The organism is Stenomitos frigidus ULC18 (assembly GCF_003003795.1).
GTDB lineage: Bacteria > Cyanobacteriota > Cyanobacteriia > Leptolyngbyales > Leptolyngbyaceae > Stenomitos > Stenomitos frigidus_A.
Genome location: NZ_PVWK01000083.1, coordinates 187,824 through 202,156, shown reverse-complemented (window position 1 = coordinate 202,156; position 14,333 = coordinate 187,824). Strand labels below are relative to the sequence as shown.

14 protein-coding genes are annotated in these 14,333 nt (G+C 50.1%); 6 read left to right on the top strand and 8 right to left on the bottom strand.

What is annotated here, in order from left to right; translation table 11 throughout:
- Nucleotides 1-35: 35 nt before the first annotated feature.
- On the bottom strand, nt 36-560 hold the full coding sequence (locus C7B82_RS15090) for a L,D-transpeptidase (protein WP_106257100.1): 525 nt from the start codon (nt 558-560) through the stop codon (nt 36-38).
- Nucleotides 561-693: 133 nt separating this feature from the next.
- On the bottom strand, nt 694-1,347 hold the full coding sequence (locus C7B82_RS15085) for a bifunctional 4-hydroxy-2-oxoglutarate aldolase/2-dehydro-3-deoxy-phosphogluconate aldolase (RefSeq protein WP_106257099.1): 654 nt from the start codon (nt 1,345-1,347) through the stop codon (nt 694-696).
- Between the two features lie 360 nt (nt 1,348-1,707).
- Here C7B82_RS15085 and C7B82_RS15080 point away from each other — a divergent pair, with 360 nt between their 5' ends.
- Nucleotides 1,708-2,355 carry a hypothetical protein gene (locus C7B82_RS15080; protein WP_106257098.1) on the top strand — a complete coding sequence of 216 codons (648 nt, stop codon included), beginning with the start codon at nt 1,708-1,710 and terminating at the stop codon, nt 2,353-2,355.
- 111 nt (nt 2,356-2,466) lie between these two features.
- Here C7B82_RS15080 and ftsH3 read toward each other — a convergent pair whose 3' ends face one another.
- The 3 genes from ftsH3 to petC all read right to left on the bottom strand — a co-directional run bounded on the left by ftsH3 (nt 2,467) and on the right by petC (nt 6,235).
- Complete coding sequence (gene ftsH3 / locus C7B82_RS15075; RefSeq protein ID WP_106257097.1) at nt 2,467-4,302, bottom strand: ATP-dependent zinc metalloprotease FtsH3; 1,836 nt, start codon at nt 4,300-4,302, stop codon at nt 2,467-2,469.
- 328 nt (nt 4,303-4,630) lie between these two features.
- Nucleotides 4,631-5,578, bottom strand: a complete 948-nt coding sequence (gene petA, locus C7B82_RS15070) for a cytochrome f (protein WP_219904418.1) — start codon at nt 5,576-5,578, stop codon at nt 4,631-4,633.
- 117 nt (nt 5,579-5,695) lie between these two features.
- Nucleotides 5,696-6,235, bottom strand: coding sequence for a cytochrome b6-f complex iron-sulfur subunit (petC, locus tag C7B82_RS15065; protein WP_106257138.1), 540 nt, complete (start codon nt 6,233-6,235; stop codon nt 5,696-5,698).
- Nucleotides 6,236-6,590: 355 nt separating this feature from the next.
- Between petC and C7B82_RS15060 the strand changes: the two genes are divergently transcribed.
- Both C7B82_RS15060 and C7B82_RS15055 read left to right on the top strand, forming a co-directional pair.
- Nucleotides 6,591-6,908 (top strand): DUF3067 family protein, encoded by a 318-nt coding sequence (locus C7B82_RS15060; protein ID WP_106257095.1) that lies wholly within the window; start codon nt 6,591-6,593, stop codon nt 6,906-6,908.
- 196 nt (nt 6,909-7,104) lie between these two features.
- Complete coding sequence (locus tag C7B82_RS15055) at nt 7,105-8,667, top strand: sensor histidine kinase (RefSeq protein ID WP_106257094.1); 1,563 nt, start codon at nt 7,105-7,107, stop codon at nt 8,665-8,667.
- A 58-nt stretch (nt 8,668-8,725) separates the two neighbouring features.
- On the opposite strand, the gene C7B82_RS15050 is transcribed toward C7B82_RS15055, so the two are convergent.
- A complete protein-coding gene (locus C7B82_RS15050) occupies nt 8,726-9,745 on the bottom strand; it encodes a hypothetical protein (protein WP_106257093.1) in 1,020 nt (339 codons plus the stop codon).
- Between the two features lie 559 nt (nt 9,746-10,304).
- Between C7B82_RS15050 and C7B82_RS15045 the strand changes: the two genes are divergently transcribed.
- The gene (locus C7B82_RS15045; RefSeq protein ID WP_106257092.1) at nt 10,305-11,159 is read left to right on the top strand and encodes a DUF2267 domain-containing protein; all 855 of its coding nucleotides are present in this window, start codon (nt 10,305-10,307) and stop codon (nt 11,157-11,159) included.
- 236 nt (nt 11,160-11,395) lie between these two features.
- On the top strand, nt 11,396-11,890 hold the full coding sequence (locus C7B82_RS15040; protein ID WP_146141162.1) for a hypothetical protein: 495 nt from the start codon (nt 11,396-11,398) through the stop codon (nt 11,888-11,890).
- 57 nt (nt 11,891-11,947) lie between these two features.
- On the opposite strand, the gene gatC is transcribed toward C7B82_RS15040, so the two are convergent.
- The gene (gene gatC / locus C7B82_RS15035) at nt 11,948-12,238 is read right to left on the bottom strand and encodes an Asp-tRNA(Asn)/Glu-tRNA(Gln) amidotransferase subunit GatC (RefSeq protein ID WP_106257090.1); all 291 of its coding nucleotides are present in this window, start codon (nt 12,236-12,238) and stop codon (nt 11,948-11,950) included.
- Nucleotides 12,239-12,375: 137 nt separating this feature from the next.
- Nucleotides 12,376-12,897 carry a photosystem I assembly protein Ycf3 gene (locus tag C7B82_RS15030; RefSeq protein WP_106257089.1) on the bottom strand — a complete coding sequence of 174 codons (522 nt, stop codon included), beginning with the start codon at nt 12,895-12,897 and terminating at the stop codon, nt 12,376-12,378.
- A gap of 504 nt (nt 12,898-13,401) precedes the next feature.
- On the opposite strand from C7B82_RS15030, the gene C7B82_RS15025 reads away from it, so the two are divergent.
- A complete protein-coding gene (locus C7B82_RS15025; RefSeq protein ID WP_106257088.1) occupies nt 13,402-14,055 on the top strand; it encodes a nitrogen regulation protein NR(II) in 654 nt (217 codons plus the stop codon).
- Nucleotides 14,056-14,333 lie beyond the last annotated feature (278 nt).

Here is a 14,333-nt window from a genome sequence, read left to right as displayed (position 1 = left end):
ATTGGACGCATACCCGCTATGTTAGTGCGATTTCACTAACGAACCACCACTGGCGTACCGATCGTGGCCCAATTAAACAGCCAGCGAGCATGGTTCACTGCCACGTTAACGCAGCCATGACTCACGGGCGTACCAAAGTTGTGATGCCAATATGCCCCGTGGATGGCGTAGCTGCCGTCGTAATACATCGTATAAGGCACATCCGCAATATCGTAATCAGCGCCTCTCATGCGGGCATAGCGATCGCGTGTCTGAATGGCAAACACTCCAGGGCTTGTGGGTGTTAAGTCTTTACCGGTCGAGATCAGAACCGCGTAGACAGGGGTTTTACCTTCCCAGGCAATCAATCGCTGGCTGGACAGCTTGATCTCAATCCAGCGTCGCTTTGATTTTTCCAGGCGACGGACTGTGCTCGCAATGGTGTCATTTTGTGCGCTTAACGTGGGTGAGAGCACGGCTGCCAGAGGTGCTTGTGCGATCGTCTGCGTCGGTAACAGGCAGACAGAAGCGGTTAAGATCAGCGAGCCCAGGCTTTGCTTGAAACCACGAGTTAGCAACATTGTCACTGCTCTCACTATCGTTTTATACACTCTTGTCTACGGTCTTTCTTGATGAAAATCCTGATTAAGAACCGACAATGTCGTCAACATTCAAAGCAGCTTCATAACCACCAGTCCACCTGAGCGCTAAAATTCATGACTGGTTGACAGAAGGGTTCGTAAGACGGTGCATCAGCGATTGTGCTTGTTGCGCGATCGCGTTCCAGTTCCCTTCAGCCACTACCTGCTTGGGGAACAAATGACCCGAAAGCCCAACCGCGATCGCGCCAGCGGCCAAAAACGCCGATGCATTTTCCAGTGTCACGCCACCTGTGGGAATTAAGGGGATGTTGCCCAACGGTGCCTGCAGGCTTTGAATGTACGCTGCACCACCCATTGCCTGTACGGGAAAAACCTTCACGCTGCTAGCTCCTGCCTGCCATGCACTAACGATTTCGGTAGGAGAAAGTGCACCAGGGATGATCGGCACGTTTTGTGCCACCGCTAGTTGGATCAAGTGAGGGGCGACATGAGGCGTAAAGAGAAACTGAGCACCGCCCGCGATCGCCTCCTGCACGTGGGTTTCCTGTAGCAACGTGCCTGCACCGATCGTGCAGTGGGGCAATTGCAGGCGTAGTTGCTGGATTAAGGCAGGAGCACGATCGCTGTTCCAGGTAATTTCGATCAGCCGGATGCCACCATCGGCTGCTGCCTTTGCCATCTGGTAGCCGCTTTCAAGCTGTGGCGCACGAATGACCGCGATCGCACGAAACTGTTGTAAGAGAGCGTGCCAGTCTTGAGGAGTCATAATTACGCACACAATGAATGGGTTCAAGCAGACGTTTACACGTCTGGAGCAGCGCTCGGCGTTCAACAGTCAGCGCTGTACTGACGTTCCATCGAGGATGACAGCGGTCGATCGTAGGTTGCTCCCGTACAGCTCCATCAGAATATGTTCCATGACAATATGTGTGATGGTCGCTTAGTGAGCCGAAAATTACTAAACTAAAATCAATCGCTCTCGCTCTGTTGGCTGAACACGCTATTTTCTATTTGGAAGATATGGTTCAGTGTTCTGTAAGGGGGCTCTGCGATCAGTCCTATTGCCAGAGCCTGTCTCCAGTCCTTGCTCAATCCCAGCCGTTGCTCAAGAGGTTAGTACGAGCCAATGAACTACGCATCACCAGAAAAATTAGCTCAGCTGGCAGACAGCAATGATCGCCTGAAACGCTTGCTGCTGAACAAAATGCAGGTTCTAAAAGAGCGGCTAGACACGTTTAGCGTGGTTGACAGGCACGGCAAGCCAGCTGGTGAAGTGAGAAATTTAGTTCTCTACCAGGGACAGCTATCGCTTGTGATTGTGCAGCCTGATGTTCACCGCTACTGGCGTTTTGTGCCACTGAGTAGCCGCATGGTGCAACAGATCAGCCTCCGCGATCGCGTCGTTTGCACCAAAACGACGCAGGTAGACATGAGCTACCTGCCAGACTATCGAGTCACTCAGCGTGCCAGCCATCCTAAGACGCCGGTTGATCGCATGGCATCTGCCCGTCAATTGCCGACATCTTTGCCCGAACGGTTGCCGCACCTAGAGTCTGCAAGGGGGACAACGCCGCTTCCCGATCGGATCGCTATCACTGCTCAACGTGCCACTCAACCAGCCGTTAAAGATCCGTCTGCTTGGGATGTTGCGGAGAGGCCTAAAGCGATCGCGGCTGTGGTTGATGTTGCTGTCCCACAGTTGCCCAGACCTGAAGAGCCCAGACCTGAAGAGCAAACCTGCAATGCTCCAGAGTACGCATCAGGCAGGGCTTAATCAGTCAAACGCGCTTAAAAATTGGGGTATAGCGCAATCCAAAAATTAAGGTGGCTCTAGCGAACTAGAACCACCTTAAACCCGTTGAGTAAACGTTGAACACAGCGACTGCTAAGCGATCGAAGCCATCTTCACATCACTATTGGCAAGCAATTCCTGAAGTTCATCAGAATCCACTGTTTCTTTTTCAATCAGCATCGCTGCCAACTCATCCAACACGTGGCGGTTGCCAACCAGAACCGCTTTCGCACGACGATAGGCTTGCTCGACCAGATTCCGCACTTCGTCATCGATCGCAGCGGCAGTCTCTTCAGAGAAATCTCGCTCAGCGGCAATGTCACGACCCAGGAACATGTTGCCCTGCTGACGACCCAACGCTACAGGACCGAGGCGATCGCTCATACCAAAACGAGTCACCATCTGGCGAGCCACACGAGCGACCTGTTGAAGGTCATTCGATGCACCTGTGGTCACTTCTTCTTCACCGAAGATGATTTCTTCCGAAATCCGGCCACCCAGAGCAACTGCCATCTGGTTTTGGAGGTAGGAGCGCGAGTACAGGCCCGAATCCATCCGATCTTCGCTGGGAGTGAACCAGGTGAGACCACCCGCACGACCGCGTGGAATGATGCTGATCTTCTGTACCGGATCGTAATCAGGCATCAGGGCGCCCACTAGAGCGTGACCCGCTTCATGGTAAGCCACCAATTCCTTGCGCTTTTCGCTCATGACACGGTCTTTCTTCTCTGGACCAGCGAGGACACGATCGATCGCATCGTTCACTTCGTCCATTGAAATTTCGGTCAAGTTGCGACGTGCTGCCAGAATAGCCGCTTCATTCAAGAGATTGGACAGGTCAGCACCTGTAAAGCCAGGAGTCCGACGCGCAATTTTCTCCAGATCTACATCTTTCGACAGCGTTTTGCCGCGAGCATGGACATTGAGGATTTCTAACCGCCCCGCGTAATCGGGACGATCGACCACTACCTGACGATCGAAGCGACCGGGACGTAGTAAAGCCGCATCCAGGACATCAGGACGGTTTGTTGCCGCAATGATGATGATGCCTGTGTTGTCCTCAAACCCGTCCATTTCAGTCAGCAACTGGTTGAGGGTTTGTTCACGCTCATCGTTACCACCGCCCAAGCCAGCACCACGTTGACGACCGACTGCATCAATTTCATCAATGAAGACGATGCAGGGAGCGTTAGACTTCGCTTGCTCAAAAAGGTCACGGACGCGAGACGCACCCACACCCACAAACATTTCGACAAACTCAGAACCGGAGATGGAGAAGAAGGGGACGCCTGCTTCACCCGCAACGGCGCGTGCCAGCAGCGTTTTTCCCGTTCCTGGAGGACCCACCAGCAAGACACCTTTGGGAATCTTGGCACCAACGGCTGTGAAGCGATCGGCATTCTTAAGAAAGTCCACCACTTCGCTCAGTTCGAGCTTCGCCTGGTCAATGCCTGCGACATCGCCAAAGGTTACCTGAGTCTGCGGTTCCATTTGCACTCTGGCTTTAGACTTGCCAAAGTTCATTGCCTGACTACCAGGACCACTCTGAGCACGGCGTAGCAAGAAGAACAAACCAACCAGCAGCAAGACTGGGAAAAAGAGGCTGCTCAGCGCCTTGAGCCAGAACCCATCGTCGGTTTGTGGCAAAACCGAAATATCAACTTTATTAGACGTCAGAATATTGATCAGCTCAGGATCGTTCGGCAAGTTAACCACAACCCGGTTATTACCGTCCTGTACCACCGCAATACTGCGATCGGCACTAATCCGCACTTTCTCAATCTTGCCTTCTTGAACTTTCTCAATAAACTGGCTGTAGCGCCAGGTTTCCCGACTGGGAGGCTGCTTATCAAAGAACGCTGTCGCTAAAGAAACGACTACGATCGCCAGAAGCGTATACAGTCCAACATTTCTCCACCGCTTATTCACCGGGATTTGTCCTCCTTTTATAGGGGTGCGGAGTGTTTCACTATTCTATCGATGTTAACTAATATTAACGTAATCTCAGGAATAGCGGATCGCGGGTTGGGCAGTCAGCGTTAGCGTGCTAACCCTCACCATCATGCCAAAACTGGGATGACTAGATCCTATCGATGTCCTTTCATCTCTTCATCCTAACCAATGACTCACTGTGGTGCAGTACTTGCTGTGATGATCGCCGGATATCTGAGTGAATTTTACGTGCACAGTGCTGGTAGACATAAAAAAGGGACAAGCGATCGCTTGTCCCCCAAGAAATAAAAGTATGGTGCAGAGACTAGAAGTTCATCTCGGCTGCCTGCACACGCTCGACTTGCTTCTTCTTCAGAACCAGCAGAATTTGGGAAAGAACGACGATGCCGAAGAACGCTAGCAGACCTTTGATGCGATCGGGGTTTTGTAGAACGATCTCGGTATCTGCCTGACCAAAGCCACCCACGTTGGGATTCACTGTCAGCGCATCACCCGCTTTCACCGTTTGCCCTTCAGAGACGGTCAGATCGGGACCAGACGGAATCGTGTCTACTACCGTTTTGCCATCTTCCATCTGAATAGTCACTTCATAGCCACCGTCTTCTGGCTTCGCAACCTTAGAAATGGTGCCTGCTTCGGAGGCGTTGTACACCGTGTTGTTGCTCTTTTCACCGTTGGGATAGATTTGACCCCGACCACGGTTGCCACCGACATGAACGGCGTACTTACCAAAGCGCAGTGATTTATCGGTCTTTGGATCGGGAGCAAGAATCGGGAAGACGATTTCCTGGTACTGCTCACCGGGGAGTGGACCGATCACGACGATATTCTCTTTATCTTCGCTGTAAGGCTGGAAGTAGAGGTCTTGCACCTTTTCCTTCATTTCCTCAGGAATGCGATCTTCGGGTGCAATTTTGAAGCCTTTGGGCAACATCAGCACAGCGCCGACGTTCAAAGGCCCTTTATCGCCACCGCCAACGACCTGCTGCACGGATGGGTCGTAGGGAATTTTGACGACCGCTTCAAACACAGAGTCGGGTAAGACGGACTGGGGTACCTCTACCTCGGTTGGTTTCGCTGCCAGATGACAATTGGCGCAAACAATGCGTCCCGTTGCTTCACGGGGGTTCTCATACGCCTGTTGAGCAAAAATCGGGTAAGCCGAGGCGGCTTGCGGTAGTGACAAACTGCCTGTTAAGAAGACTGCGATCGCCATTACTGTCAGCACAGCAGACTTATAGCGACCAGCCATCGGTATCAATCTTTCTAAAGGAATCTTTTTCATCGGTAACGAACGTGTCATGAGCAAAGGATAATCAGCAGCGAAAGACAGTCAGCAGAAAACAGCAATCAGCAGACGATTCACGACCTAAGCCCACCAAGGGTCTTCGCCAGTGCGGAAATCAGTCTCAGTCCAGGGAGTAAAGCTCACTTTGTTATCGACAACTGCTGCATGTGCCAATGCCAACGACAATGGCGCTGGCCCTCGCACTACTTTGCCGTTGCTATCGTACTGAGAGCCATGACAAGGGCATTTAAACTTGTTTTCCGCTGCATTCCAGGGCACAACACAGCCCAAGTGGGTACAAACGGCATTGATCCCAAAGTCAGCCAGTGCTTTATCTTCTTTGATCACAATGTAGGTTGGGTCGCCCTTTAGCCCTTGCGATAACACATGATCGCCAGCAGCATGGCTAGCAACGAAATCGCTTACCAGAATGTCGTTACCCAGTGCGTCTTTAGCCGTGGCACCGCCGCTGCCTGTACCGCTTGATGGTGGAATGAAGTATTTCACTACCGGGTAAAGGGCACCCAATGCCGTACCAGTGACAGCACCGAACGTCAAAAGATTCATGAATTGGCGACGCCCAATATCGGGCACATCCGAAGATCCAGAAATTTGTGTCATGACTGCGTATAGTTCTGTTAAGAAAGGGATTCGGCAAGGGCTTGGTAAACGCTTAAAGAGTTGCGCTATCGCTTGGCTCCGCGCTCCAATGGATTCAGATGCCTGCCCCTCTTGCAGACACTGCTCACCAAACACTGCAATAATCGTCTCACAGAGCGGCTTGTCGCGTCTCTGAGGAAGTTATTAAGATTATTACATTTCTTGACGCTAGCATCATAGCTAAGTAGAGGGCTGTCAGTTTTATACAAAATGTTAACGATCGCAGGAGACCCCACTCGCCCCCCCTTGCAGAGTCGAGAGCAACTTGTGAGTCTGAAGGTGTGAATCTGAAAGAAAGTTGTGGAATGGCAGCGCTATGACCGGAGATGATTTACGCCAAGTCTTGCTGGACAAGTGGGGACGTTCCTACGACATTCAGCTACGGCGGACTCAGGGCAAAATCCTTTTTTTGGTCATGTGGAAGTACTTAGAGCAGGTGTCCTTCCCGCTGACGGAGGCTGAATACATAGCCCACCTAAATGAAGTTGCAAGCCATCTACAGGCATGGGGGAGTGCTGAGCATGTGCAAGCATCCATTCATCAAACCCGCGATCGCCCACGGTTGGGAAAGGCTGTCAGTATTCCCCTCGAACTGGGCGAACGGGCGTCTGAGTGGATGCTGGAGGATTTTTGAAGGAGGGATGAGGGGGAAAGGCTAAAGGGGAAAGGCCAAAGGCTAAAGGCTAGGTTAAAGGCCAAAGGGGAAAGGCTAAAGGCTAAAGGCTAAAGGCTAAAGGCTAAAGGGGAAAGGCTAAAGGCTAAACGCTGAACTCAAAACTCAAAACTCAAAACTCAAAACTTCCCCTCCCCCGCCGCGTTAATCTATTGCTATGTTTCAAACTACTCGGCGACGGCTTGCAATCTGGTACACAACGGTTACAGCGGTGCTGCTGCTGCTGTTTGCCAGTGGCTTTTACCTGTACGTGCGTGAGACGTTGATTGAGCGGATTGATGACACGCTGAATCATGTGGTGGAGGTGGTTGGGCGATCGCTCGTCATTGAGCCAGTGAATCCGCATTCTGAAGGTGGAGTACTGCGCGTCAACGTAGAAGCGAGCTTTCGTGACAGTGCCGCTACTGGTGAAGACGACCATATCGATTTGGAATGGTTCAGCCCGACCGGAGCCCTACTCTGGTCTACGCTATCGGAACCGTTGAACGTACCGTTGAACCTGAATAGTCAGGGTGAAACGGTGCATATGGTCAGGGGCGACAGCGGTAATCTGGGTGCGATCGTCCAACAGCCTGAGTCAGAAGAGCACAGAGACGTGAGAACAGCCTCACCGAACCTACTAACCACTAACAACCAGAAACTAACAACGGCTCCTCCGGTCTCTCCCGATTCGCTCATTTTGCGACAGGTCACGGAGCGAATAGAGGTCGGACGGCAAGTTTTAGGCTACTTGCGTGTGAGCCATCCCTGGTTTGAAGTTACCAAGCCAGTCCGCCAACTGGTGTTGGATCTCAGTTTGGGGATTGGGCTGATGATTGCGGCTGTGGCAGCGATCGGCTGGTTTCTGTCGGGGTTAGCAATGGAGCCGGTGCGTGAATCGTATCAGCGGTTGAAGCAGTTTACAGCGGATGCTTCCCACGAGTTACGCAGCCCGATCGCCATCATCCAGACGAACGTCCAGGTGGCGCTGGCAGATCCCGATCCCGATCCATATACGCAGCAACAGCATCTCAAAGTGGTCGAACGGTTGACCAGGCGTTTGGGGCGGCTAGTCGATGATCTACTCTTTCTAGCACGACAAGACAGCGGTATTGTTCAGTCTCGCCGCGTGGGCGTGCCGCTGGATGGACTGTTGCGAGACGTCATTGAAGAACAGCAAATGCTGGCAGAAGAAAAGGGCATAGAGCTTGTCTGCTGCTCTATGGAAGCATCTGCCAAAAATGTTACGAACAGCATAACGCCACTCGGCTTAGCGGAGGTTGGTTCGTTCGAAGGCAATGCATCAGGAACAGTGCCAGTGACGGCTACCACGATCGCGCCTACACAGCCATCGACTCAAGACTGGAGTACACTACACGCTGATCGCGACCAGTTAGCACGACTCTTTACCAACCTGTTAGGCAATGCGCTGCAATATACGCCGTCTGGAGGCAAGGTTTCTGTTGCTTTACAGCAGTTGAAACGATCGAGCAATTACTTCCTTCAAGTCGTTGTGAGCGACACGGGGATCGGCATTCCACCAGAAGCTCTGCCTCGCTTGTTCGATCGCTTTTATCGAGTGGATCTTGCCCGCACTCAAGCCTCTGCCACTGGGTCGGGTTTGGGCTTAGCCATTGCACAAGCGATCGTTGAAAACCATCGCGGCACCATTCAAATTGACAGTCTTCTTGCTCAGGGCACAACGGTAACCGTGACATTACCGCAACAGGAAGAAGGGTGAAGGGGAGAGTGAAGAGTTTTCGTTTGTAGGGGCGTTACATGTAACGCCCCTACTCTCTTCACTCATATCCTGGAATGACATGATGCTTAACCTCTTCGTAGGCAGTGAGTTGGAGTTTAAGAAATTGATTTTGCTCTTCGATCGCTTTCAATTCCTCTAACTTCTGCATGATGGCGCGGGTGAAGTTGCTGGCATCGGGCAATTGATCCGCAATCCAGGAGGTTTCCATCTCAATTTCAATCATTTGCAAGGCTCGACGATATTCGCGCACAAGCCGCTGATTGTTGGTAATTTGCTGCTTCAAAATGGTGACTGCGCCCGTGGTTCTAAAAATACGAGGTGCATACAGTTGCTGATCGACAGTAACCATTTTTTGCTTCAGATCTTCGAGTCGATCGATCAGCCCTTGATTGGACTTGCATTCATGATTGATTTCATCCAAGCGCTGCTCAATTTTGAGTTTTTGCGCCAGCAACCGTTGATCGCCAGCTAAGCGAGTCCCTTCTCGTCCATGCATTGCTAACGATGGGCTCGTTAGTTGAGCGCTGTTCGTTACCTTGAGATAGGCGAGCACGCCCAATGCCGTCACAACAGAAACGAGAAAAACATTGACTCCGCTGAAAAAAGACGCCACTAGCAGCCCCAGCACGATCGAGCTCAGGGTCAACGTGAGCTCGATCGTGCTGGGTACTGGTTTGGGTAGCACGTAGCGCTTACCAGTAGTGTGGTTGTTGACCGCTACCAGCTTTTTCATCAGGTATCCCTGCATGGTGTAAAGCACAGACACCACATCCCCGTAATGTACTGGGAGGGGGTCTGCTTTGCCAGGGATCGAAAACTGAAGCTGCTTAAGGTTGCGATCGGGCGTTGTAATTTGCAGCGTGTAGTGGCGCTTGTGGAGGCTGGGCAGATGGTGGCTCAGAAACAGCAGCGGTTCACTGATGGAAGAATGCTTGGAAAGCTTGCCGTGGACAATACCATAGCGATGCTGGCAAGCCCCACAGGTCACTTGCGGGGACGCATTATTGAGGTCAGCGATCGGTCGAGAGCACGTAGGGCAGTAAAGCGACAGTTTCATCGAGTCAAATATTCAGTGACAACTGGTCTAAGCGCCCTCAGATTTCCCTGAAACACGCCCATCTAATAGCGGTAGTAACTCTAAAGTCGAGGCCTAAAAAGCGCGTTGAGAAGCATAGCTAACAAAAGAGGCTGGAAAGGCAATAAACTCTTTGAGGAAAAAGTTAGGCTGCCCTTTAGTCACTTCATCTTAGATCGTGATGCGATTGCGTGGAGACTGATGTAATACCGTCTTAACGATTTAAAGCGGGACTGAATCTACCTAATGGCTAGCAGCTGCTCTACAAGTTAATTCCTATTGATAGAGGGCACGTCGTAATCTTTCGCAATAGCATTCAGGTGCCTATTGTGAATGCTTGTGTAGCTACGTGCTATGAATGTTCGAATTTTAACTGCTCTGTGAACGTGGAACTAAGGGTGTTTAACAGGTAAAGGTCTAATAGACGATTTTGTTATCAGACAATGCCTTTACATTCAAAAACTGTTAACGACTACAGCCACTTTAGGCAGCTAACTGATGAAACATTTGAATAATAGGTTGCTGAATTCAAGGGAATGTAATGCCTATTGCGATTCGAGACGATGTTGTTTATATCATGCTGAAAAAGATTCAGGATGGCGATCGTGGTCCTGGACTAGAACCAGTCAGTTTCAATGAATTTGATTTTACAGGCATTGAATTATCGACCGCAGACTTTCTTGGTCATTTAGATTATCTAAACCAGGAAGCATACATCAATGCTGAGTTTAGCGGCAATGCTTATGGAAATCAGGATGATGTTCCTAATGTGATTAACGCTAAAGAACTTGACTTCCGTATTGCCAATACATACGGAGCGCCTGATGGTCCGCTGCCCCATCTAATTACCTTTAAGAAAGCAGAGTTAACTGAGAAAGGTCACCAAATGCTAGAAGATATGCAAAAGAGTCCGCCCGCATCAATGAAAAAGGGTGCCACTGTTCCGATCGCGACCAAAGATACGCCGTTTCTTGAAAAAGTGATGATCAAGGGTAGCTTGTCCGATCTATACGATGCGCGGGACATCACAGAAGTTGTATTCCGCACAATGCGCGACATGATGCCAAACCAGACGGTCGATCGCGTTGCAAGTGAACTGCATAAAGAGATGGAGCCAACCACAGAAAAAGAACTTCAAAGTGAAATTGAAGATTTGTGGGTAGATACCAATCCTCTTGTTCGTTTCATTAGTCGCGTGAGACAACCGCTCGTGATCAAAGACGACACGTTCTTATTTCGAGTGAAGCAGGAAGCTGGTTTGCAGAACACCGTCGATCCAGAAGTTGCAGTGAAAGCCGTGTTCTCTGCAACTAAAGATGAGTTGTCTGACAATCGGATTCAGGAGATCAAAAGCTTCCTGCCAGGTACGATTCAGCGTCTCTGGCAAGAGGCGTAGAAATCGCGTCATACGTGGTCGTTTATTGACCGTGGAGGCGTTAAATGTAACGCCTCTATGAAAGGGACTGTCAAAATTGGCACATTATTAACCTGGTTCAAGCAACCGCTTTGGAAACCTCACTTGCGGAAGACCGTCTTTAAGATATATAGCTACCTGTAACGCGCTGTGCGAACAAGCACACTACAGAGAACATGGCTCGTTCGGTCTTTTATTCCTTTATAAAAGAGGTTACTGTGAACGTGAAAAAACGGCACAACATGACAAAAGTCCTTAAGCCAGCAACTGTATTTTTTAGTAGTTTGTTGGCGCTTTTTGCGATCGCTGCTCCGTTTGCAGATCAGACAAACGCTCAGGTTCGTCCTTCTACTCCAGTTGTCAATCCGCCTTTACCCAGTCAACAACAGCCACCCATTGCGACACTGACTCCTAGTCAGGGAACAGTAGGCGTTAAATTGATGAATAAAACGGGTGCCGATATTGTCTATCAGGTGATTGGTGATACACGGGTACGAACCTTGAGAGGACGATCGGAGATCACGTTGCAAGCGTTGAAAACACCCGTTAGTCTGAGCTTTTATCGCCGCGATCGTGGGTTCCTTTTGGTTAGCCCAAAGGTGCCGACAACGGCTGCCAATACAATCGAACTCACGCTGACGGAAACGACTGATTTTGCCACCGATAAAACGGCACTCACGATTGAGTCCGATGGAGAAGTGTATCTGAATTAGCAATCTGTAAGGATGTTACATGTAACGTCTCTACAGGCCAATACAACGTCAATACAATCAATCCGCGTTGACAATTTTGGGAACTTTGAAAAAATCACCATCGCGATCGGGGGCAGAATCCAACATGGCCTCTCGCTCAGCGTAGGGCTGTAGCGTATCCTTACGAACGACATTACTGACATCGATCGCGCGTGTCGTAGGCTCCACACCGCTGACATCCAATTCATTTAATTGTTCAAAGTAACCCAAAATATCGCCAAGCTGCGTTGTCAGCCTTTCCTCTTCTTCCTGTGTCAGTTCCAAACGGGCAAGATGAGCAACTTTGTGGACTTGTTCACGATCGAGCATAAGTAAAAACCAGCAACTCTTTAGTAACTTGTAGGGTGGGCATTGCCCACTCTATTTAAATCAGCAGCATCGACTAAATCGGCAGCATCAACTTCAAGCGTTGCATCGGCTTGCTGCTTCTAACAACCTACAACTTCTTAAAAGTACACATCAATCTGCGATCGCCCAGTGGTCTTCAACCAGTTTTGAGCCTCAATGTAGTTGTTTGGTGCTACACGAATCGCACGTTTCCAGTATTCAGCGGCTTGTTGATACAATTTTTCTGCCTGATCATCGTTGCCTGCTTCTTTTGCCATTTCACCCTGGTAGTGAAAAATAACAGCGACATTATTGAGTGCTTGAGGCAGTCTGGGGTTGAGTTCTAGCGCTTGATGATAGTAGCCCAAAGCGCGATCATGCTCGCCATTGCTGGCATGAATTAAGCCGATGTTGTAAAGAATGTAGCTGCGATCGTAATCGTCATCCTCTAATTTCAGCGCTTCGTAGTAGTTGTCCAACGCTTCAGCGTATTCCCCATCACCCTGAGCAGACATCCCGTCTCGGTAATAGGCAAACGCTTCTTTCTCTTTCTTTGTGGCAGGCAGCATTTTCAGAATGATATCTGCCATGACGGTAAAGCTTTTATCGATGAAGTTGTCGTTGCGTTGAGATCTTGGCATAGCCCGCAATTGGTTGTGAGGGGAGCAGAACAGTCAGGAACGCAGAAGCTCTCGACTGTTCCTTAGTTTAGCGTCCCTTGGGAACCACCGCATAGCCGATCTACAGTTGAATTTTTCTTGCCCATTGCGGGAACCCGTCAGACAACAGCAGTATTACTGAAATTTAAGTGTGATAACAGTCACCCAAACGGGTGCATGCCATCAGTTCGATGTGTCAATGGCGTCACACCTTGAAGAGACGACGTTCACAACCAGAAACCGTTTTTGTCACTCATAGAAGGAGACGGTTCACTCATAGTAGAAGTCAGGGCATCTACTTAAAGCTGAGCTGGTACATCGTAAACCTCGGAGCGTTTAACCCGATTGTTTGAGTGAAACTACGGGGAAGACAACAACTAGTATTCCGTTCATCGTTCGTTATATTCCACGCAAAAGCCAGGGATGCGGCTACCACACCATTCCCTGGCTGACTCCACCGTTTAGAACTTGAGGAGCTTACATCTCATGGTAGACAAAAATGATCCTACAGGGGCTCGGTACGGACAGTTTACCGACCTGCCCCTGGAATTGATCGCGTTAGATCCGATCTCGCTAGAACCACGTCAGCTCCTGTCTAGTCATGATTATGCCAATGCCGATATTATTCATCTGGCGGCATTTATTCGCGATAACCCCAACCCCATTTTGGTGTTCAGCCCCGATGGAGCCGTGATTAAGACGAACCCTGCGGCTGTGCGACTGCTCAAGCGGTTGCAACGAGAACCATTGGCACTCTTACCCGCAGAGCATGCGCAAATTGTGACGGCTTGTCTAGCAGATCAGCGCAAGGACCACACGATCGAAGTCACTGTCAATAACATCTACCTGGCACTAACCTATCACGCGCTGCCTGCATTCAAGATGGTGTATCTGTACGCGATCGAGCTTACAGACTATCGTCAAGCAGAGGTCGAACTGCTGCAAGTTGCTTCCAAGACGATCGACCTGGCGAAACAAGCTGTCTTGCAACTCCAAGCTTTCCGTAAAACCCTTCCACAGCCAACGGTGCCAACCCTTGAAGCGTCTCATGTAGAAGCATCGAAACAGGTAACCCTAACCGATCTGTTTGTCTCAATGGACGGCTGTGTGTTTGCGTCTGCGATCGGAGGTAAAGAATAGCGTGAATGGTGAATAGCGGCGACTTCCAGTCGCCGCTAGATAAACGAAGTCTGCCTGCACGGACTAAATAACGTGAGTTCTGGATCACGAAAGGCAGGGGAAAGACGCTGAGAATATCAGATCAATTAGCCTTCCCCCTTTAAGGTTGCTTCTAACTTAGTTGAGCATGAACAAAAAGAAGGAATTGATAACGAGTAGACATGGAACGGTACGTCAAAACTACGTGCACCGGATGGAACGGCAGGCTTGTACATTGATCGTTGGGATGGTGTCTTAAT